This is a genomic window from Pseudomonas sp. Root71 (genome assembly GCF_001429045.1).
GTDB classification, from domain to species: Bacteria; Pseudomonadota; Gammaproteobacteria; order Pseudomonadales; family Pseudomonadaceae; genus Aquipseudomonas; species Aquipseudomonas monachiensis.
On sequence record NZ_LMHY01000012.1, the window covers coordinates 566,524 to 587,164 of the forward strand.

General features: G+C 56.0%; 15 protein-coding genes and 1 pseudogene. 7 read left to right on the forward strand and 9 right to left on the reverse strand.

The window, feature by feature from the left end; genetic code table 11:
• The first annotated feature begins 129 nt into the window (after window positions 1-129).
• Window positions 130-1,701: a diguanylate cyclase gene (locus ASD95_RS12610; protein WP_056722112.1), complete on the forward strand. Its 1,572-nt coding sequence runs from the start codon at window positions 130-132 to the stop codon at window positions 1,699-1,701.
• Window positions 1,702-1,836: 135 nt separating this feature from the next.
• Here the strand turns inward: ASD95_RS12610 and ASD95_RS28615 are convergent, their stop codons facing one another.
• Window positions 1,837-2,160, reverse strand: a complete 324-nt coding sequence (locus ASD95_RS28615; protein ID WP_082562895.1) for a hypothetical protein — start codon at window positions 2,158-2,160, stop codon at window positions 1,837-1,839.
• A 205-nt stretch (window positions 2,161-2,365) separates the two neighbouring features.
• Here ASD95_RS28615 and ASD95_RS12615 point away from each other — a divergent pair, with 205 nt between their 5' ends.
• Together ASD95_RS12615 and ASD95_RS12620 are read left to right on the forward strand one after the other, a co-directional pair.
• Window positions 2,366-3,160: an exodeoxyribonuclease III gene (locus ASD95_RS12615; protein ID WP_056722114.1), complete on the forward strand. Its 795-nt coding sequence runs from the start codon at window positions 2,366-2,368 to the stop codon at window positions 3,158-3,160.
• A 114-nt stretch (window positions 3,161-3,274) separates the two neighbouring features.
• Window positions 3,275-4,105, forward strand: coding sequence for an arylamine N-acetyltransferase family protein (locus ASD95_RS12620; RefSeq protein ID WP_056722116.1), 831 nt, complete (start codon window positions 3,275-3,277; stop codon window positions 4,103-4,105).
• Window positions 4,106-4,160: 55 nt separating this feature from the next.
• On the opposite strand, the gene ASD95_RS12625 is transcribed toward ASD95_RS12620, so the two are convergent.
• Both ASD95_RS12625 and ASD95_RS12630 read right to left on the reverse strand, forming a co-directional pair.
• The gene (locus tag ASD95_RS12625) at window positions 4,161-4,466 is read right to left on the reverse strand and encodes a BrnA antitoxin family protein (protein ID WP_056722118.1); all 306 of its coding nucleotides are present in this window, start codon (window positions 4,464-4,466) and stop codon (window positions 4,161-4,163) included.
• A 3-nt stretch (window positions 4,467-4,469) separates the two neighbouring features.
• Window positions 4,470-4,751: a BrnT family toxin gene (locus tag ASD95_RS12630; RefSeq protein ID WP_056722121.1), complete on the reverse strand. Its 282-nt coding sequence runs from the start codon at window positions 4,749-4,751 to the stop codon at window positions 4,470-4,472.
• Window positions 4,752-5,006: 255 nt separating this feature from the next.
• Between ASD95_RS12630 and ASD95_RS12635 the strand changes: the two genes are divergently transcribed.
• Entirely contained in the window at window positions 5,007-6,524 is a 1,518-nt protein-coding gene (locus ASD95_RS12635) for a nucleobase:cation symporter-2 family protein (RefSeq protein WP_056722123.1), read from the forward strand.
• A 126-nt stretch (window positions 6,525-6,650) separates the two neighbouring features.
• Complete coding sequence (locus ASD95_RS12640) at window positions 6,651-7,277, forward strand: TetR/AcrR family transcriptional regulator (protein WP_056722125.1); 627 nt, start codon at window positions 6,651-6,653, stop codon at window positions 7,275-7,277.
• Window positions 7,278-7,425: 148 nt separating this feature from the next.
• Here the strand turns inward: ASD95_RS12640 and ASD95_RS12645 are convergent, their stop codons facing one another.
• Entirely contained in the window at window positions 7,426-8,886 is a 1,461-nt protein-coding gene (locus ASD95_RS12645; RefSeq protein ID WP_056722128.1) for an efflux transporter outer membrane subunit, read from the reverse strand.
• Window positions 8,887-9,102: 216 nt separating this feature from the next.
• Here ASD95_RS12645 and ASD95_RS12650 point away from each other — a divergent pair, with 216 nt between their 5' ends.
• Window positions 9,103-10,212 carry an efflux RND transporter periplasmic adaptor subunit gene (locus ASD95_RS12650; RefSeq protein ID WP_056722130.1) on the forward strand — a complete coding sequence of 370 codons (1,110 nt, stop codon included), beginning with the start codon at window positions 9,103-9,105 and terminating at the stop codon, window positions 10,210-10,212.
• Window positions 10,209-13,364, forward strand: coding sequence for an efflux RND transporter permease subunit (locus ASD95_RS12655; RefSeq protein ID WP_056722131.1), 3,156 nt, complete (start codon window positions 10,209-10,211; stop codon window positions 13,362-13,364). The genes ASD95_RS12650 and ASD95_RS12655 overlap by 4 nt, the downstream gene beginning before the upstream one ends.
• 917 nt (window positions 13,365-14,281) lie before the next feature.
• On the opposite strand, the gene ASD95_RS12660 is transcribed toward ASD95_RS12655, so the two are convergent.
• From ASD95_RS12660 to ASD95_RS12675, 5 genes and pseudogenes are all read right to left on the reverse strand, one after another.
• On the reverse strand, window positions 14,282-15,712 hold the full coding sequence (locus tag ASD95_RS12660; RefSeq protein ID WP_046026921.1) for a purine-cytosine permease family protein: 1,431 nt from the start codon (window positions 15,710-15,712) through the stop codon (window positions 14,282-14,284).
• Window positions 15,713-16,113: 401 nt separating this feature from the next.
• Complete coding sequence (locus tag ASD95_RS30285) at window positions 16,114-16,869, reverse strand: methyl-accepting chemotaxis protein (RefSeq protein ID WP_442965733.1); 756 nt, start codon at window positions 16,867-16,869, stop codon at window positions 16,114-16,116.
• A gap of 150 nt (window positions 16,870-17,019) precedes the next feature.
• Window positions 17,020-18,252 (reverse strand): annotated as a pseudogene (locus ASD95_RS30290) (PDC sensor domain-containing protein); the annotation flags it as partial.
• Window positions 18,253-18,390: 138 nt separating this feature from the next.
• Window positions 18,391-19,314, reverse strand: a complete 924-nt coding sequence (locus tag ASD95_RS12670) for a LysR substrate-binding domain-containing protein (protein WP_046026919.1) — start codon at window positions 19,312-19,314, stop codon at window positions 18,391-18,393.
• 76 nt (window positions 19,315-19,390) lie between these two features.
• Window positions 19,391-20,023, reverse strand: a complete 633-nt coding sequence (locus tag ASD95_RS12675; RefSeq protein ID WP_056722135.1) for a DUF1989 domain-containing protein — start codon at window positions 20,021-20,023, stop codon at window positions 19,391-19,393.
• Between the last annotated feature and the right edge of the window lie 618 nt (window positions 20,024-20,641).

Consider the following 20,641-nt stretch of genomic DNA (forward strand, 5'->3'; position numbering starts at 1 on the left):
GGCAGGGCAGGCGTGATACCGCTGGGCAAGTGGCCACCCATTTGTCCTGGATAACCCCGTAAACTACGCCCCACGAAGACTGAGGGCTTCGGGTTGTTGCCCACGCCTTGCCCCCGACAGGATGAATTTTTGCCCACGCGCTTTAACGACCTGGACCACACCCCTGGCATCGCATTGAAACGCATACCGCTGCGCAAGGCCGCGGTATTGTTCATTGCGACGGTGTGCCTGTGCCTGTGCGGTTTGCTCTACCTGCAACTGGAACAGTCCCGTCGCCACGACCTGAGCCTTGCGCAAGTGGCGTCTTCGAACCTGACGCGGGCCATGGCGCAGCAAGCCGAAGATACCTTCATGAAGGCCGACCTGGTGCTGACCAGCCTGGTGGACTGGATTCAGGTCGATGGTTTCGGCCCGGACCAGCGGCCACGCTTGCAGCAGACCTTCGCCCGGCGGGTGCTGGCGCTGGATCAATTGCACGGCATCCTGCTGTTCGACCAGAAGGGCCAGTGGGTGGTGACCTCGTTTGAAAACCTGCCCCGGGGGCCCGGCGTCGCCGATCGCGAGTACTTCAAGTATCACCAGCAGAACGTATCGTCGGTGGCGCATATCGGCCCGGCCATCCGCAGTCGGGAAAACGGCGAGTGGATCATTCCGGTTTCCAGGCGGGTCAACGACAGGAACGGGCACTTCCAGGGTGTATTGCTGGCCGGCATCAAGATGTCGTACTTCGACCAGTTCTTCAAAAGCTTCAGCCTCGACGACAACGGCTCGATGTTTCTCGGCCTGACCGATGGCACGTTGTTGGCGCGCCGGCCTTTTGTAGAGGCGCAGATCGGCGTTTCGCTGGCCCAGAGCGAGATCTTCCAGAAGTTCCTGCCGCTGGCTACCTCCGGCAATGCGATGTTCGCGTCCACCATTGATGGTGTGACGCGCATGTACGGTTACCGACAGCTGGAGGGCTATCCGCTGGTGGTCGCTGCTGCGTCGTCCACGGAGTCTATTCTCGCGGGCTGGTACGACACGGCGTTTCGCTCCAGTCTCATCGTTGCCGTGGTGCTGCTGGGTGTGGGGCTGTTCGGGTGGGTGTTCCTGCATCAGGTGCGTGTTGGCGAGCGGGTCGAGTCGGATTTGCGCAGGGCCCAGCAAGCGCTGGAACTGATCGCCACCCACGACAGCCTGACCGGGCTGGCCAACCGCCGACTGTTCGAGCGGGCACTGGACGTCGAGTTTGGGCGCGGTGCCCGGCAGGCCAGCCCGTTGAGCCTGATCATGCTCGATATCGATTACTTCAAGCGTTACAACGACACCTACGGCCACGTGGTGGGGGATCACTGCCTGGCCGAAGTGGCGCGCGCGCTGAAAAGTTGCTGCCAGCGCAAGGCCGATCTGGCGGTGCGTTACGGCGGCGAAGAGTTTGCGGTGCTGCTGCCGGACACCGACATCCATGGCGCCATGACGATTGCCGAGCATATTCGCCGCAGCGTCATCGACAGGCACATCAGTCACACCGGCTCGCCCAACGGCTACGTGACGGTCAGCCTCGGTTGCTATTCGTTTGTGCCGTCGGGGCGTGACAGCATGGATGTGTTTGTCGAGCGGGCGGATGCGGCGCTGTATCAGGCCAAGCATTCGGGGCGAAACCGCGTGGCAACCTTGTCGATGGCCGGTGGTGTCGAGGCGTTGATGCGCTCCGACCGCTGAAGTGCCGTTGCTGCCGATGGTCTGTCTCCCGGGCCAGGCTCGATTGATCGTATAGAGTTCGGTTAGCGCTGCCGAACCCGCCGGCGGTCAAGCCGATGCAAGCCTCGGGCGACCAAGACCCTCAACGACTGCAGGTCATTGGCGGCTTTGGCCTGTCCAGCTACCCGTTCCGCCGCCAGCTCCGCCGGTTCCGCCACCGGGCGCACCGGTGCCACCGCCCGCGCCACTGCCCGGACCATTGACGCCGGTAGTGCCGCTTGAGGAGCTGGGGCCACGACTGCTGCTGTTGCCCGAGGGGGCACTGGGGCGGTTGTTGTCTGGCAGCAGGGTTGAATTGCGGGTTGCGCCGGGTGCCGTACCGGGCGTGCCAGGGCTATCGCCGGACGCCGCAAAGGTGGCCAGGGACGTTGCCGACAAGCATCCGGCCAAGAGCAACGAAGTCATTCTGATGTTCATCATGGTCGTCTCCCGGAGTGAGTCGTTACCTGATGTTGGTGTGACGGGGCACGCGGTTGGTGCTGACCGGATGACGAGCGGCTGTCTCAGCGCCGGCCATCATCTTCCAGCTTACGCTCAAGGGTCTACGCCCCCGAGATTGGTGACGCAACCTCCGAAACGTGCTGCTGTCACACGTCAGGCATCTCGCCCTCAGGAGTGTCCATTCATGAAGAAACTGCGGATTGCCACGTTCAACGTCAATGGCCTGCGCGCACGGTTGCCGAATCTGCTGGCCTGGCTTGAGCGGGAAAAACCGGACATCGCCTGCCTGCAGGAGTTGAAGGCGGTGGACAGCGCATTCCCGGCGGCTGAACTTGAGGCGGCCGGCTACGGCGCCATCTGGCAGGGGCAGGCGTCCTGGAACGGCGTGGCGATCCTGGCGCGGGATGCGCAGCCGCTGGAAAGCCGACGCGGATTGCCCGGCGATGACAGCGACAACCACAGTCGTTATCTGGAAGCCGCTGTCCACGGGGTTCTGGTGGGTTGCCTGTATCTGCCCAACGGCAACCCGCAACCGGGGCCGAAATTCGAGTACAAGCTGGCGTGGTTCGAACGGCTTATCCGTCATGCGCAGACACTTCAAGGCAGCGAACATCCGGTGGTGCTGGCGGGCGACTACAACGTGGTGCCCACCGACCTGGACATCTACAACCCGCGCTCCTGGCTCAAGGACGCCTTGCTGCAACCGGAAAGTCGCGAGTGCTACCAGCGGTTGCTGGACCAGGGCTGGACCGATTCGTTGCGGCACTTGCATCCGCAGGACCGGCTCTACACGTTCTGGGATTATTTTCGCCAGCATTGGCAGAAAAACTCGGGGCTGCGCATTGATCATCTGCTGCTCAACCCGGCCCTGAGTCCGTATCTGCAAGACGCCGGGGTGGATGCGTGGGTGCGCAACGAGCCCCATGCCAGCGACCACGCGCCGACCTGGATTCAATTGGGCTCGCACAAGCGGCGTTGAGTTTTTTCATGCCGGGTGATTGGCTAAATCAATTGTCGGCGACAGTGCTTGATCCCGTATACATAGCGGCCACTGGCGGAACAATCCGCCGCTTGCGTGCAAAAGGATTGAACGATGAGCGAGCCACGCCTGACCGACCTTGTCTTGTATCTGCGACGCCTGGGCTTCGATGCACCTCCGGCACCGACCCTGGAAACCTTGCGCCAACTGCAATTGCGCCATACCGGCGTTTTCCCGTTTGAAAACCTCACCACGTTATCCGGCGAACCGGTGCTGATCGACTTGCCGTCCATCGAGCAGAAGGTCTTGCACGATGGTCGTGGCGGGTACTGCTACGAACTCAACAACCTGTTCCTGGCCTTGCTTCAGGATTTGGGTTTCGACGCCCGTGCCATCAGCGGCCGGGTGGTGATGGGCCAGCCGGAGGGTGCCTGGACGGCCCGGACCCATCGCCTGAGCCTGGTCATCATCAATGACGTGCGCTACATCACCGACGTCGGCTTCGGCGGCATGGTGCCGACCGCGCCCCTGCTGCTTGATACTCGCGCCGAACAACCCACCCCACACGAGTCGTATCGCATCGACCTGCACGTCGATGGTTTTACCCTGCGCGCCAACGTCGCGGGCGAATGGCGAGCGATGTACATCTTCGACCTGCAACGCCAGGAAGACATCGATTTCGCTGTGGGCAACTGGTACGTCTCGACCCACCCCGAGTCGACTTTCGTCAAGCAGTTGATGGTGGCGCGCACCGGGGAGGGATGGCGGCGCACGCTCAACAACGGCAGCTTCGCGATTCACCGGATTGGCCATGACAGCGAGCGGCGGGAGGTGACGGATGTTCAGGAACTGATTGGCCTGCTGGGCAGCGAGTTCGGCATTCGCGTACCGGAACAGGCGCAATTGGCGCGGACGCTGGAACGATTGATCACTGCACCCCGGTAGCTGGCTGATCCTGGATATCACCAAGGGCTGATCCGATTGATCGGCCCTTGGTGTTTCAGGGCCGGACTCCCGGCTCCATCACCCGCTGGATTTCGCGCAAGGCCTCTGCCAGTTTCTGCTCCAGGCCCTTGAGTTCGGCAGGGGTCAGGGGTTGCTTCAGGTGCGCGCGCTTGCCTTCGTTGAGCAAGGCTCGGCGCAAGGTATTGTTAATCGCCGTCTGGTAGCCGTACCCCTCGTTTTCCGCCAGAGCCCGGGCGGCTTCGATGACAGCGTCATCGAGCATGATGGTTATGCGGGTCTTGCCTTTGGCGGGCACCACGGCCCCGCGCCTGGCGTTGCTGAAATCGTATTCGTCTTTCATCGGTCATGCCTCCAGGTACTGGCGGCGCTCGCTTTTGGTGGCGACGCGCGCGGAAATGATTCGAACGAAATCCGGATCGCGGTGGGTATACACGACAACCAGCAAACGGCCTTTGGCATCCAGCCCCAGGGTGATCCAGCGTTGTTCATCATGGTGGTTGTCCTCGATGGTCAGCGCTCGTTCGTCATGGAATACCGGTTCAGTCTCTGCGAGGCTGATGCCTTGGTGCTTGAGTTTGTTGGCTGCGTTCTTTGCCTTGTGGAACTGAATTTCGAATGGCTTCATTATGCATACTTTATATGTATATAGAAGGGGCAGACCTTACCGATGGTCGCCAGGAATTCAAAAGACTAGTCAGCACCCGGTGGTGGGCGGCGAGGGATGTATTTCGAGGTTTTTGGCGGGGCCGGGAAGGTGGGGATCGGGCGGAAATGGACAAGTATCCATTTTGTGACCGACAAGTTGTATACAACTCTATAGACATTTGTCCTATGTCTTGCATACAGTGTGCGCATAACAAAAACCAGGGAACCCCCTACCATGAAAACGCCCCATGTTTCACACCAACGGCCCGAGGACGAAAACCTAGGGATCGGCGCGAATATGGCTTATGGCCTGCAACATGTTCTGACCATGTATGGCGGTATCGTCGCTGTGCCATTGATCATCGGCCAGGCGGCCGGGCTCTCGCCAGCGGACATCGGTTTGTTGATTGCTGCTTCATTGTTTGCGGGGGGGTTGGCAACGCTGCTGCAAACCCTGGGTCTACCGTTTTTTGGTTGTCAATTGCCGCTGGTGCAGGGCGTATCTTTCTCTGGCGTCGCGACCATGGTGGCGATTGTCAGCAGTGGTGGGGAGGGCGGGTTTCAATCGGTGCTGGGGGCGGTGATAGCGGCGTCCCTGATCGGGTTACTGATAACCCCGGTGTTCTCGCGTATCACCAAGTTCTTCCCGCCGCTGGTGACCGGCATCGTGATTACCACCATCGGCCTGACGCTGATGCCGGTAGCCGCGCGCTGGGCAATGGGCGGCAACAGCCATGCGCCGGACTTCGGCAGCATGGCGAACATCGGTCTGGCGGCGGTAACGCTGGTGCTGGTGCTGTTGCTGAGCAAAATCGGTAGCGCGACCATCTCCCGCCTGTCGATTCTGCTGGCCATGGTCGTCGGCACGGTGATCGCGGTGTTCCTCGGTATGGCGGATTTCTCCTCCGTGACCCAGGGCCCGATGTTCGGCTTCCCGACGCCGTTCCACTTCGGCATGCCGACCTTCCACTTCGCTGCGATCCTGTCGATGTGCATCGTGGTGATGGTGACGCTGGTGGAGACCTCGGCGGACATTCTTGCCGTCGGCGAAATCATCGGCACCAAGGTTGACTCCAAGCGCCTGGGCAACGGCCTGCGCGCCGACATGCTGTCGAGCATGTTCGCGCCGATCTTCGGTTCCTTCACCCAGAGCGCCTTCGCCCAGAACGTCGGCCTGGTGGCGGTCACCGGCATCAAGAGCCGCTACGTGGTGGCCACTGGCGGTCTGTTCCTGGTGCTCCTCGGCCTGCTGCCGTTCATGGGCCGGGTCATCGCCGCCGTACCGACCTCCGTACTGGGTGGCGCCGGCATCGTGCTGTTCGGCACCGTCGCGGCCAGCGGCATTCGCACCTTGTCCAAGGTCGACTACCGCAACAACGTCAACCTGATCATCGTTGCCACCTCGATCGGCTTCGGCATGATCCCGATCGCGGCACCGAGCTTCTACGATCAATTCCCGAGCTGGTTCGCAACCATTTTCCATTCGGGCATCAGTTCGTCGGCGATCATGGCCATCGTGCTGAACCTGACCTTCAACCACCTCACCGCCGGTAACTCCGACCAGCAATCGGTGTTTGCGGCCGGTACCGAGCGAGTGCTGCGTTATCAGGATCTGGCGGCGTTGCGTGAAGGGGACTACTTCAGCGACGGTAAACTGCACGATTGCGACGGCAAGGAGATTCCGGTGGTTGAGGTGGACCACGAGCATGGCGAGCCACGGGCGGCGCACGTGAAAAGCAGTGAGCATGTCTGACGCTCACTGCGACTGAAAAGGGCCGATCTGTCGAATAGACAGATCGGCTTTTTGCTGTCGGTTTGTGACTATAAAACTAATCGGTCACAAGTTGTCAGTCTTTGATAGGGTGAGTAAGCTGTACTCATGAATCAGCCATCAAAATCTTCCTCTTCGCCTAGCCTCCGTGGCCCGGCCGATCACGACATTCGAGACCAGATTGTCGCAGCGGCCAATGAACATTTCAGTCAGTACGGCTACGGCAAAACCACGGTTTCCGACCTGGCTAAGGCCATCGGGTTTTCAAAGGCCTACATCTACAAATTTTTTGATTCCAAGCAGGCGATCGGTGAAGCCATCTGCGCAAATTGTCTGGCAGAAATCGTCGCGGCTGTGGAGCAGGCAATCAATGTAGAAGACCTGTCGCCGACGGAGCGCTTTCGACGCTTGGTCAAGACGGTGATCGCCACAGGTGTGAATCTGTTCTTCAACGACCGAAAACTGTATGACATTGCAGCGTTCGCGGCGTCGGAAAGCTGGCCCAGTACGCAGGCTTATGACGCACAGATCAAACGCTTCGTGGCGCAAATCGTGCGAGAGGGGCGAGAGATTGGCGAATTTGAACGCAAGACTCCGCTGGATGAGACAGTAGAAGCGATACATCTCGCGCTGCGACCATTCGTCAACCCTTTACTGCTGCAGTACAACCTCGATTTCGTCGAGGAGGCGCCCACGCTCACCTCCAATCTCATCTTGCGTAGCCTCATGCCTTGACCTTCGGCTAAAGGTTTGCGGCATACCCGGGTAAGCACCAGATCATCAAAACGGCTTTTAACTTTGCCCTTCTTCCCATCCATCGAAGGGCATTTTATTTATCTTTTTTGTGATTATTTATTGAGTTGGTCACTTCGCTCCTATCAGGTCATCGTGTCGCAACAGGCTGGGCTTCAGGAGGTTGCCAGCCACCACCTAGCGACTTGAATGCCGCAACCGCCGCTCGTGCCGATTCCGTTCGTGCTTGAGCTCGGGCATCAGAAGCCTGCAGCAACGTCTCGTCAGCGTGCAGAACATCGATCAGGCTGGCCGTGCCTTTCTCATAGGCAATGAACGACGATTGGCGAGCCTGTGTCAGAGACGCCTCTCCAACAGTGAGGGTGGTTGCTTGAGCTTCCCGATTCACCAGTGAGGAGAGCGCGTTCTCGACATCCTCGGTGGCACGCAGTACGGACTGACGGTAAGCGGCCAGGGTTTCGGTCTCCTGTCCCTTGGCTTGGTCGATTTGGGCGTTTATGCGACCGAAGTCGAAGAGTCTCCAGCGCAGTCCCAATACGCCCGCCGACTGGCTGGCGCCGCCGGTAAAAAGGTTGCCTGCGGAGACAGCCGTGGCACTACCCAGCAATGCGCCAAGGGAGAATTTCGGGTAGTACTCAGCAATCGCCTCTCCGATGCGTGCGTTTGAGGCTGCAAGATGGCGCTCAGCCACAATGAGATCTGGCCTGCGGCGCAGCAAATCGGCCGGCGTTCCCATTGCCTTTATCTGCGGCGCTACCGGAATGCTCCCCGCACTTGCCAATTGCGTGCGGTGAGTGCCTGGCGGCGTGCCGAGCATGACATCCAGCGCATTCATCGCAGCATCCAGTCCGGTCTGCAGGGCCGGCACTGTTGCTTGGACCTGCGATAGCGCCCCCTCGGTCTGGCGAACCTGATAGTTGGCGGCGAGCCCCTTGCTGTAGAGCAATTGGACTTTCTCTAACAAATCCTGCTGCGTTTTGACTTGCCTATTCGCAATGTCCAGCCGGGTCTGCAGTCCGCGGATAGTGATGTAGATATCAGCGGTCTGCGCGGCGATGGCCAATCTTGTGGCAGCGACGCCCGCCTGGGAAGCCTGGTACTCGGCAAGAGCAGCCTCGTGTCCGCGGCGCAATCCGCCAAAGACATCTGCCTCCCAGCTGGCATCGAGGTTGGCCTCGTAGGAACTTGCGTACCGATCATTGCCAGGTGTTGAGTTCAACACCTGGCCGAGCGGCGTCTCGATTGACTGGTAGGAACGCGCGGCCTGTGCGCTGATGTTCCCTGAGGGGAGTAAAGCGGCATTTGCAGCACCTAGTCCGGCCCGCGCCTGTGTGACTCGCGCCGATGCCTGCGCCAGGTCCAGATTCTGCTCAAGCGCCTTGGAGATGAAGTCGGTGAGCACTGGATCACCAAAGCCTTCCCACCAGGCTACAAGGCTGGCCGGCGTCGCTCCACGCCGCTGCTCGACAGAAGACTGACCCAAGTAACGATCCGAAAGCGGAGCGTCTGGACGATGGTAGTCCGGACCGACCGCGCAACCTGCCAATAAGCCGGCGCTGACCAAAAGAGCGATGGGGCGGAGGGGGGGCATTGAGATTCCTTCAATAGAGGATATTTGTGACCATAGTACGCAATAGTCACAACCTGTCAATTGAGGTGATTTGAGCGAATTTTGGGTTTTCTCGTTGGTAGCGCCGTTTATGTGTTGAGCTTGAGACGCTGAATGTTTCATGGTTTGTGACCATTGACACTTATGGTCACTAGACTGAGAATGGGGCACTCGTCCTATTTTCAAGTAAGGGAACCTATGCGCCGGCTTCGACCTTTCCCTATTGCCGCTTGCTTGTTGCCTCTCGTCCTGACGGCATGCGGCGACTCATCCACCGTTGAAGATCCACGCACGCATGCTCCTCTGGTCAGGTCCGCAGCGGTTCAGGGTTCCTCCGGCGCCTCACGTTCTTTCACGGGGGTCGTGGCTGCCCGCGTCCAGGGCGATCTGGGTTTTCGGGTATCAGGCAAGGTGCTTGAGCGTCTGGTTGACACCGGTCAGACCGTTAAACGTGGTCAGCCACTCATGCGCCTTGACCCAATCGACCTGGGATTGCAGGCGCGAGCACAGCAAGAGTCAGTCATGGCTGCTCGGGCCCGAGCCAAACAGACAGCAGATGACGAGGCGCGATACCGCAGTCTGGTTGCCGCAGGCGCTATTTCTGCATCGGCCTACGACCAGATCAAAGCCGCGGCGGATACCGCAAAGGCGCAGCTTAGCGCCGCCCAAGCGCAGGCTGATGTAGCCCGTAATGCTTCTGGTTATGCGGTGCTGTTTGCGGATTCCGACGGCGTTGTGGTGGAGACGCTCGCCGAGCCCGGACAAGTTGTCGGCCCGGGGCAGCCCGTGGTTCGATTGGCGCGGGCAGGGCAGCGCGAAGCGATCGTGCACCTGCCCGAGACGTTGCGCCCCGCAGCAGGATCCACCGCGCAGGCGACGCTTTATGGCAATGCCACGGATGCTGTTACAGCGAAGCTGAGATTGCTTTCTGATTCGGCCGACCGAATGACACGTACCTTCGAGGCGCGGTATGTGCTTGAGGGCGCGCTGGCCAATGCACCGATAGGTTCGACCGTCACGCTTCGGATCGCTGAAGGCGCCACGCAAGGGCAGGGGCTGCAAGTACCGATCGCTGCTGTCTATGACCCAGGCCAAGGCACTGGCGTGTGGGTCATCGCCGGTACACCGGCGAAGGTGGCCTGGCGACCTGTACAAATCCTGGGTTTGAGCGACGATACCGTGCGAGTCGCGGGCGACCTTAAAGTCGGCGAGCAGATCGTAGCGTTAGGTGCACATCTGTTGCGCGAAGGTGAAGAGGTGAGATTGCCTCAACAGGATGACGAAAAAGTTGCCGGGGGTCGTCCATGAGCGAGGGGCGCTTCAATCTTTCCGCGATCGCCGTTCGTGAGCGCTCTGTCACGGTGTTTCTGATCTTCCTGATTGCCGTTGCGGGCATCCTGGCGTTCTTTCAACTGGGGCGTGCGGAAGATCCTCCGTTTACGGTCAAGCAGTTGACGGTCATTACCGCGTGGCCGGGCGCCACGGCGCAGGAGATGCAGGATCAGGTAGCAGAGCCACTTGAAAAACGCCTGCAAGAACTGAAATGGTACGACCGCACGGAAACCTACACCCGTCCTGGCCTGGCCTTCACGATGGTGTCACTGCTCGATAGTACGCCGCCCTCGCAAGTGCAGGAGGAGTTCTATCAGGCGCGTAAAAAACTCGACGACGAGGCCAGAAAGCTGCCGGCGGGTGTCATCGGGCCAATGGTCAACGACGAGTTTTCGGACGTGACATTTGCGCTTTTCGCCCTGAAAGCCAAAGGCGAGCCGCAGCGACTGTTGGTGCGAGATGCAGAGTCGTTGCGCCAACAACTGTTGCATGTGCCCGGCGTGAAGAAGGTCAACATTATTGGGGAGCAGCCCGAACGTATCTTTGTTTCCTTTTCGCATGATCGGTTGGCCACCTTGGGTGTCTCTCCTCAGGACATCTTTGCCGCGCTGAATAATCAAAACGTGCTCACGCCCGCCGGTTCGATCGAAACCAATGGGCCGCAGGTCTTCCTCCGGCTGGATGGCGCCTTCGATAAGGTGCAAAAGATTCGTGACACGCCCATTGCGGTTCAGGGGCGCACGCTCAAGCTCGCCGACGTGGCGACGATCGAGCGTGGGTATGAAGATCCGGCAACCTTTCTCGTACGCAATAATGGTGAAGAAGCCTTGTTGCTGGGGATCGTGATGCGTGAGGGCTGGAACGGCCTTGACCTCGGCAGGGCGTTGGACGCGGAGACGGTCAAGATAAATGAAGGCATGCCGCTGGGCATGACGCTCTCCAAGGTCACCGATCAATCTGTAAATATCGATTCGGCCGTCGGCGAGTTCATGGTCAAGTTTTTCGTCGCGCTGCTTGTGGTGATGCTTGTCTGCTTTCTCAGTATGGGCTGGCGTGTAGGCGTTGTGGTCGCCGCGGCTGTGCCGTTGACGTTGGCCGTGGTGTTTGTGGTGATGGCGGCCACGGGAAAGAACTTTGATCGAATTACCCTCGGTTCGTTGATTCTGGCGCTCGGACTGCTGGTGGACGACGCCATTATCGCTATCGAAATGATGGTGGTGAAAATGGAAGAGGGCTACGACCGCATCAAAGCTTCCGCGTACGCCTGGAGTCATACGGCCGCGCCGATGCTTTCCGGTACGCTAGTGACGGCTATCGGCTTTATGCCCAACGGCTTCGCGCAATCGACAGCCGGCGAGTACACCAGCAACATGTTCTGGATCGTGGGCATTGCCCTGATTGCCTCCTGGGTGGTTGCGGTCGCTTTTACCCCATACCTGGGGGTGAAGATGTTGCCGAACATCAAGAAAGTCGAGGGTGGTCACGCGGCCATCTACAACACCCCTAACTACAACCGCTTCCGCCGTGTTTTGACGCGAGTCATCGCTCGCAAATGGCTGGTGGCCGGCACTGTCATCGCTTCGTTTGTCGTGGCGATCCTCGGCATGAGCCTGGTCAAGAAGCAGTTCTTCCCGACCTCGGACCGTCCCGAGGTATTGATTGAAGTGCAAATGCCTTATGGAGCCTCCATTGAGCAGACCAGCGCGACCACGGCCAAGATAGAGACCTGGCTACAAAAGCAGGATGAGGCAAAGATCGTCACGGCCTATATCGGGCAAGGCGCGCCGCGCTTCTATCTGGCGATGGCGCCGGAACTCCCTGATCCGTCGTTCGCCAAGATCGTGGTGCTGACGGACAGCCAGGAGGAGCGCGAGACCCTCAAGTTCCGAATCCGCGAAGCGGCGGCTGAGGGACTTGTCCCAGAAGCGCGTGTCAGGGTGACTCAGCTTGTTTTCGGGCCGTACTCGCCATTCCCTGTTGCCTACCGGGTGATGGGACCTGATCCATCAAAGTTGCGCGAGATTGCGGGCCAGGTACAGGACGTGTTGCAGTCGAGCCCGATGATGAGAACCGTCAACACCGATTGGGGACCGCTGGCGCCGACGCTGCATTTTGCTCTGGATCAGGATCGCCTGGAGGCGGTGGGGTTGACGTCAAATTCAGTCGCGCAGCAATTGCAGTTCCTGCTGGCCGGAGTACCGATCACCGCGGTTCGTGAGGACATTCGTTCGGTGCAGGTGGTTGGTCGCGCAGCGGGTGATATCCGGCTCGATCCCGCCAGGATAGAAGGCTTTACGCTGGTGGGTGCGGCGGGGCAGCGGATTCCGTTGTCTCAGGTGGGAGCGGTCGATGTGCGTATGGAAGATCCGATCCTGCGGCGTCGTGACCGCACGCCGACCATCACTGTGCGTGGCGACATTGCCGAAGGCTTGCAGCCGCCAGACGTCTCGGGCGTGATCATGAAGGAGCTGCAGCCGGTCATCGACAAGCTGCCTGGCGGATATCGGATTGAACAGGCGGGTGCAATCGAGGAGTCGGGCAAGGCCGGTAAAGCGATGTTGCCGTTATTCCCGATCATGATTGCCATGACGCTGCTGATCATCATTGTCCAGGTGCGTTCGATCTCGGCGATGATCATGGTGTTCCTCACCTCGCCACTGGGATTGATTGGCGTGGTGCCGACACTGCTGATCTTCCAGCAACCGTTTGGGATCAACGCTCTGGTCGGCCTGATCGCCCTTTCGGGCATTTTGATGCGCAATACGCTGATTCTGATTGGGCAAATCCATCACAACGCGCAAGAAGGGCTGGACCCGTTTCACGCAGTGGTCGAAGCCACGGTACAGCGTGCCCGCCCGGTACTGCTGACAGCGCTGGCGGCCATCCTGGCATTCATTCCGCTGACACACTCCGTCTTCTGGGGGACGCTGGCCTACACGCTGATCGGAGGTACGTTCGTCGGAACCATCATGACACTGGTGTTCCTGCCAGCGATGTACGCCATCTGGTTCAAGATCCGTCCAGACAATACGGGTCAAACGGAGGCAGCGAATAAGCAGGCAAGCCTGGTGGACAGGACGCCACCCCGTCCTCTCGCCACTCACCTGAGCACCAAGCTCTACCCTTAAAACGGGTGGTACCCACCGGGATCCCACAGAACGCCAAAACGAAAAAACCCGCCTGAGAAGGCGGGTTTTTCGGTGGTTTCAGAAATTTTGGAAGCTTTCTCTGGAACCTTGTCTGGCTCCACGACCTGGACTCGAATAGATAAGTAAGTATTTGTTTTATAATAAAATTATTCTTGTTTCTAAAGTATATATCCCTACGATTATCCTAATCTAGCCCGTATTTTATTGGCATTCTTTCGATACCCCATTAGCACACGGCAGCAGTAAGTCTAGAGGTGGCGTACGCAGGCAATTCTGTGCTGGATCAGGAAAACACATCCAAGTGACTGCTTTTGACCGATTGTGTTGAAAAAGTCGACCCGGCCCGGCTATCCATGCATTAAGAGGTGAAAGCGCCTTTTTTCACGCAGCTACGTCAAATCTGAGTCCTGAACGTTCTGTATAAAACACAAATTTCAATCTCAGACGCATACTTTACTGCTGTGGAAACAGAAGCCAACTTTTTCAACACAATCGGCCGATAGCTGTCTTTCGCCAATGGCCACAACCCAGAGTGTATAAAAATATCAGATTGGGTTTTCAATATCGACGCTAGGAGACCGTGCTAACGTTTCGTATTAAATGCGTAACGATACATTAGCATTAATACGCTGGATGAAAGGCCCGAGAATGACGAAGACACACGTTCCCCACCGGGATAAAAATTTCGTGAAACTTGGCTGAGCTGTAAACATGAAGCCACGGTTGACAACGAAATATACGAGAGGTGCTGAAATGGGAGTGCGTCGAAGTCCGTCATTATTTTCCTCTCAAGACAATTTAGATAGAGAATCGAAAGTGCTTTTCTGTTGGTGATGAAACAATAGTTGTCTCTTCTTGAAGTGGGTGGATTAAATGCATGCGGCTTTAGTTATTAGTTACTCTGTGAGTAGAGCCTGGTTGTTGATTTTTGAATTTCTAGAGCGATGTAGTGCGTAATAAATACCGCCAGCGACACTGAAGCCGGCAAGCCATGAGAGATCTATACCACTCATTGCCATAGCGATCGGCCCTTGCATTGACTCGATAGTTCCAACTTGGAAAAGCCAAGCCGCAACGACGCCAAATGCCAACGAAATAATTCCCCGCCAGTTGACATCCCCATAATGACTTGTGGAGTGATGACAATAGAGAGAGTTGACATCAATATCTCCACGGCGAAGCATGAAAAAATCGACAAGTGTTATTCCTGCCCATGGGCTAATCCACACAACGAAGAAAATCATCATGTTTTCAAACGCATGGACAAGCTCTCCGGACTGAACGAACAGGTAGAGAATGAACAAGGCCACGATGCCAGAGATAATTGAGACAATCCAACGTGGCACACGCATATCGAGAGAAAGCGTTGCTAGCGCTGCGGAGTAAATGACAACGATGTTGGTAGCGATTGGGCCGTGAAGCAGAACCAGCAGAACTGGAAGAGCCATCACGCCAAACACTGCGATGATCAGTTGGGCGGGGTCAGAACCACCACCAGCAGAGGCAATTGCAGCCCCTAGGAATGCCAGCCATACCGTTGGCACGAACATGCCCAGAAAAGTTGAGCGGAAGACCTGACGGTCAGTGAGCTTGGTCTGCGTAAAACGAGTGTAGTCCGATGCATACACCAACCACGAGATACCCCATCCAATCCCGATAGCCGTCATGAGGCTGCTCATCGCTGAGAGTTTGCTGATTCCTTGGATTGTCGACTGTTGCCAGCGTACGTCTACGTGCGTAAAGGCTAATGCGGTCATCACCACCATGATTAGCAGGATGAAAGGCATCGAGTAGCGCTCGAAGTATTTGATGGCGTTGAACCCCCAAGCCGCGATTCCTACTTGGATGAACATGACTACTAGAGCAATACCAAATTTCAACTCCATTCCACCTCTGATATCCATGCGTTCAAGAGCAGCAACCGCCAGATCCAATACAATCCAAGTATTCATCGCAACCCAGCCCATCGGCATGAGCACTTGCATGACCGTCGGGAGATATGCTCCTCGACGACCAAATGCGAGACGAGAAAGAACCATCTGTGGCACACCAGTACGATGCCCCATTATGCACATTGCTCCAAACAGCGCACTTCCCAAAAGATTGCCAAGTAAAATCACAACTAAAGTTTCAACTAGACTAAGACCTGACTGAATCCCAATAGCACCCAGAATCCAGTTAATGGGTGCAACGTTCGCTCCAGCCCATATCCAGAATTGATCCAGTTGACTCGAAGTTCGATATTTGTCAGGAACTTTCTCAATTCCCGAGGCGTCATAATGCGACTTAGCAGTTGTACTAAACTCAGTGGCACGATTTGCTGACATTTTTATTTTCCTCGCTGGTCGGCAATAACGAATCGCTCAGGGGCTATTTTAAGTGAGAAGCGGAAGGTAGCGGTATTGAGTAGTTCTCAAGATTGGTTGAGAAAAAATAGACCATATAAAAATAGTCAATGGCCTGAATTGTTTTAAATACGGTAGATTGAAGCGTGCTGGACATGACTGATGTCGCAATGCCATTCACGAGTCGAAGTCGTGAGCCTCATATCACTGATGATTTTCTGTGTGAAAATCGGATGCCGAAATAAAGCTGCAGGTTCAGTGAAGGCAGGCAGAAAAAATTGATGGCCAGTTTTAACCAAGGAATCACAACCAGGCTTCGGTCAATAACAGCTACTTCTATTTCGGAATTACGCTATTGCGCCGCGGGACGATGGTCCAAGATGTTAAACCTTGAACTGGTTTACCAAACTAAATTGATGACTTGCCAACGCATCAAGTTGGCTGCTGACATTGGCAGACTCCAATGCTTGCTCGGCTAGACTTTCCGTAACGCCCCGGATTGCGGAAACATTGCGACTAACCTCTTCCGCGACTGCACTCTGCTCTTCAGCTGCGCTAGCAATCTGCAAGTTCATATCGCTAATTATGGTGACTGCATCGTTGATGCTGCCTAGCGCTGACAATGCCAGTTGAATTTGCTTAGCACTGTCGAGAGCTTTGGTCTGGCTTGAGTGCATCGTTGTCACTACTCCTTGCGTCGCGTTCTGGATACGCTCAATGACGCTACCGATTTCTCCCACAGAATCTTGAGTTCGCTTGGCCAAGCTTCTGACTTCATCGGCAACCACTGCAAATCCACGTCCACTTTCCCCGGCTCTTGCGGCCTCGATAGCTGCGTTCAATGCAAGTAAATTGGTTTGTTCGGCAACGCTACGGATGACCTCCAACACCGAACCGATTTCTTCGCTGTTCTTCGCGAGTTCCTCAACCTCTCGAACGGCCTTGCTTACCTCTTGAACGAGGCTATCGATTTCATGCGTACTTCGCTCAAATATCGCAACACCCTCCTTGACTGATTGGCCTGCCCCCCGCATTGCACTAGCTGCGTTTGACGCGCTAAAAGCGACTTCGTGCGCTGTCGCGCTCATTTCATTTGCAGCGGTAGCGACCTGATCAATCTCCCGAAATTGTGCCTGCATACCACCACTGGTGAGCTGAGATATTTCAGAGGACTTAGTCACCGTAAATCGGGCATCAACAACGCTCCGCTTGATCTGCGAGATGGTGGGTTGCAGTTTGTCTAGAAAGCGATTGAACCAGTCGGCTAACTCGCCAAGTTCATCTCGCTTTGAGTACTTCAGACGCTGCGTAAGATCGCCGTCGCCGCTCGCGATGTCCTTCAGCATTGCCGCCACAACACTAATCGGCCGAGAGACGCCAGACGCCACCACCCACATCATGAGTAGACCCATACCTGCGACCAGCAAAGCAACGGATACGGATTGGCGTGTACTGGCGCTTAAGGAGTCGTCGAGCGTCTTTTGCAGTTTTAGCGCGTCGGCCAGGACGACTTTCTTGGGCAGGCTAATAATGATTCTCCACGCCGGCGTACCTTCGACAGGAGCGAATGTATGCAAAGCGGATATCTGATCGCCTGTATCGGCCACTTCGGGTGTCACCGCTTTCATAAGTTCTGCAATCATGGTTGCTTCAAGGCCTGTTGCCTCTTTGATGTTTTTACCGACCATTGTTGGGTTGGTTCCAACCCCGGCAAGAACTCCACTGCCAGAGACAATCAGAACATTGCCGGCACCATCAAACAAATCACGTTGGGATGCTTGCGCTTCGCTTTGAATGGAGTCCAGGGTGATGTCGATGCCAACAGTGCCGATGACTTTCTGATCCACGACCAGTGGATAGGTGATGGTGGTTAGGAGCAACAAACGACCGCCTACCGTGTCCGAGTAAGGCTGTAACAAACACTCTTTCCCGCTGCTCCTAGAACAGAGGTACCAGTTGTTGTACGGAGTTCCGTCGGCACCTACAGAGGCATCGCTAAAATAACTTTCAGGAAATGCTGTATTCTGGCCCTTCCCATCGGGGCGACTCCAATAACTCGATACCCTTCCGGCCTCGTTCGAACCGTGTGCCATATCGTCTCTGAACTTTGAGTCGGTGGGGTCTAATGCGTTAGGATCAAATGCCATCCAGACGCCAAGGACGTCTGTGTTGCGGTCAAATACTTTCTTAAGTGCTTCATTGAGGTCCTCTCTCAAGGCTGCGGGCTGTAAACCGCGACGCAGTCCCTGAGCGCGGATATTTAGTAGCTGATCCGCCAGTGCACTGACAACAGCACGACTCGCATAAAACTTGTTCTGTAACTTGGCCGCCTTCTCGCTTGCGTTACTTTTAAGAATGTCTTTGACTTTTTTGGCAATCATCTGCTCGCTCTCGGTACTCACTTGTCTAGTGCTGGAGTTGGCTTGATAAATATTCACACTCACAACAAGCGCAACAACTACAAACAGACAAAATCCTGTCATAGAAACTACTTTGAGTCGAAAAGATACGTTGTTAAACATGTTAGTCGCCCATGACAAATTATAGTTGTCCGCACTGGGAATTAATAAAACCCAATAACTATCCGAAAGCACATCTGGGTATGCCAAAAAGCGTCAAAAAGGATGTTCGATGTCGTTTATTTTATTCAGAGCCTTTAATTACTTGACTACAGAAAGTGCTGGCATACCTCGACACAGATCCGCCTCTTGTCTCAACCAATCGATAAATACCGCGAGACTTTGCTTGCGACCAGGAGAGGAAACCTCAACCAATCGGTATGCAAAGCCAGGCATGCGCGGACCTTCAATCTGACGCATACGCCCGGATCGGATCTCGTCCTCAATGAGCACGTCACTGCATAACAATGGGCCTAGGCCACGCTCAGCGGCGTGGAGCGCGAGAGTCTCCTCGCTGTACCAGGAAATGCGGAAATCCGTACCCTGACGATAATTAACTCGCGCCAGCCATGCAGACCAGGCAGGCGCTTCCAAATCCTGGTTCTTCCACTTATAGGCAAGCAGTGGGCGGTTTCTAAAATCATCAATGGTTGGACATCTGTCCGCAGGACAAAGACTTTGATCCGCGACTGCAATGTAAAAGTCCTCCAATATTACCGAACCCCGATCACAGTCTTCGACTGGGCCGTATCGAATAGCAAGGTCGATACTTTCACAGCGCAAGTCGACTGCTTTTTCTGAGCCATGGATGTGCACGACGATGTTTGGATAGAGCTGATTGAATCGAGCCAAACGAGGCATCAGCCAGCGCTCGGCAAATGCGCGGGTGGTGGAGAGCTGAATAGCATCGCCGTCTTTCGGAGCGCTGATTATCGAGAAGGCATGCGCGATCTGATCAAAGCCATCACGCAGGAACGGGTAAATCGTCCTCCCTACCGGAGTAAGCTCCACGTTCCGCCCCGTCCTTTCAAACAGCTTGTGCCCGATGCACGATTCGAGCTGACGAACCTGATGGCTCACAGCGGTAACGGTTACACAAAGCTCAGCTGCCGCAGCAGTGAAGCTTTGGTGCCGGGCCGCGGATTCAAATGCTCGTACCGAATTGAGGGGGGGTAATTTACGCATGGCTAGACTCCCGACGATCGAACGTCAATCAAACTGTCGATAGCCTAAACCTCTGGCGCTTGCCTGGCCTGTATTTCTATTGCTCATGTGAACGACAGACGACCGCGTAATGCACGTCAGCGGGCATCATCCCGTTGACTGCGGTGATGTCCTGAGGGCACGCAGATAACACAATGATCAAATCCATTTCAGCTCGCAGTGCCACGTATTGCCCCGGTTTACTCACAGGCTCAGCAAACTTAATTTGGCCATTGGCAGATAAGGGAACGTTCATGAAAAGGTTCAGTGGGCTAGGGGGGGCCTCTGCGACCAGACCGAGAGCATCCAGTGCGAGGAACAGATTCTCGTTGCAACTATCGTGATGGCCAACAACTCCGAGCTGCTGGTAGCGAGCGTGATCGCAGGCTGCAATCAAGGTGTCATGCACTCCAGGAGTGGTGTCTTCAACGATGGTGAGAATGGGACGACGATTGTTGGTGATCAGGGTGTCGCCAACTTGAGGGTTGACCTTCAGCCACGAAGCGCGGCAATGCTCCATCGACATCGCCTCGTGAAGGTCATTAGGGTTGAAAGCCCAAGTGTCGACGACCTGCTTACCGTGTGTATTGATCACCTTAATTATTTGCCCCTTTTCGAGCTTGATCGCTGTACCACGACGAGCAGGAAGGCACACGAGTTCATCGTGCTGGACTGCCGAGATTGCGTTCATTCTGATTCTCCTAATTCGTCAATGTGCCAACGATCCTGCACTGAGAAGCCTAGGAAATCACAGCGCAACACCTAAATACAATAATAAAACTTAGCCTCTGTATAAGAGGATTTTATAGGTGTAAGTAGGCGAGCTCGATAGCTTGCCTGTCCGCGTAAGTTCACTGATAACCATAAAACATCAGAGAAGTAGGGGGGTGTGAAGTCAAAGGAGGGGCGTATGGCCTCACTCTATAAATTAAATTTATAACTAACCTAAATTATATTATTGGATTTTAGTGTTGCCCCATGATCACCTGTACGTAAGCAATTCCAACTCGAGTGCGCGACGAAACGCTCGCGCTACATGCTGCAGTGCGCGGATTGGGATTGCTGTTGTGTAGGAAATTTTTGTTTGCTGAGGAATAGCGCATCGACCGCATGTGCAGAATCGAGGGACCGTACTTGCGAGGTTTACTCGTGAAAATCGAGCGCCTCGCTCCCACCCAAAAGCGTGGTGTCTAGCGCTTCATCGACTGGCTCAAACATGAGGTACTTGAGCAAAATCGTCACGCCCTTTGACGCCCGATTCAAAAATAACAATCACCGAGCCTGACTCGACGATTTGATTTCTTCTACG

What these genes read in the sequence shown, in the direction of transcription:
- ASD95_RS28615 (WP_082562895.1), bottom strand. Translation starts at nt 2,160, where the DNA reads ATGATGAACATCAGAATGACTTCGTTGCTCTTGGCCGGATGCTTGTCG.
- ASD95_RS12615 (WP_056722114.1), top strand. Translation starts at nt 2,366, where the DNA reads ATGAAGAAACTGCGGATTGCCACGTTCAACGTCAATGGCCTGCGCGCA.
- ASD95_RS12620 (WP_056722116.1), top strand. Translation starts at nt 3,275, where the DNA reads ATGAGCGAGCCACGCCTGACCGACCTTGTCTTGTATCTGCGACGCCTG.
- ASD95_RS12625 (WP_056722118.1), bottom strand. Translation starts at nt 4,466, where the DNA reads ATGAAAGACGAATACGATTTCAGCAACGCCAGGCGCGGGGCCGTGGTG.
- ASD95_RS12630 (WP_056722121.1), bottom strand. Translation starts at nt 4,751, where the DNA reads ATGAAGCCATTCGAAATTCAGTTCCACAAGGCAAAGAACGCAGCCAAC.
- ASD95_RS12635 (WP_056722123.1), top strand. Translation starts at nt 5,007, where the DNA reads ATGAAAACGCCCCATGTTTCACACCAACGGCCCGAGGACGAAAACCTA.
- ASD95_RS12640 (WP_056722125.1), top strand. Translation starts at nt 6,651, where the DNA reads ATGAATCAGCCATCAAAATCTTCCTCTTCGCCTAGCCTCCGTGGCCCG.
- ASD95_RS12645 (WP_056722128.1), bottom strand. Translation starts at nt 8,886, where the DNA reads ATGCCCCCCCTCCGCCCCATCGCTCTTTTGGTCAGCGCCGGCTTATTG.
- ASD95_RS12650 (WP_056722130.1), top strand. Translation starts at nt 9,103, where the DNA reads ATGCGCCGGCTTCGACCTTTCCCTATTGCCGCTTGCTTGTTGCCTCTC.
- ASD95_RS12655 (WP_056722131.1), top strand. Translation starts at nt 10,209, where the DNA reads ATGAGCGAGGGGCGCTTCAATCTTTCCGCGATCGCCGTTCGTGAGCGC.
- ASD95_RS12660 (WP_046026921.1), bottom strand. Translation starts at nt 15,712, where the DNA reads ATGTCAGCAAATCGTGCCACTGAGTTTAGTACAACTGCTAAGTCGCAT.
- ASD95_RS30285 (WP_442965733.1), bottom strand. Translation starts at nt 16,869, where the DNA reads ATGCAGGCACAATTTCGGGAGATTGATCAGGTCGCTACCGCTGCAAAT.
- ASD95_RS12670 (WP_046026919.1), bottom strand. Translation starts at nt 19,314, where the DNA reads ATGCGTAAATTACCCCCCCTCAATTCGGTACGAGCATTTGAATCCGCG.
- ASD95_RS12675 (WP_056722135.1), bottom strand. Translation starts at nt 20,023, where the DNA reads ATGAACGCAATCTCGGCAGTCCAGCACGATGAACTCGTGTGCCTTCCT.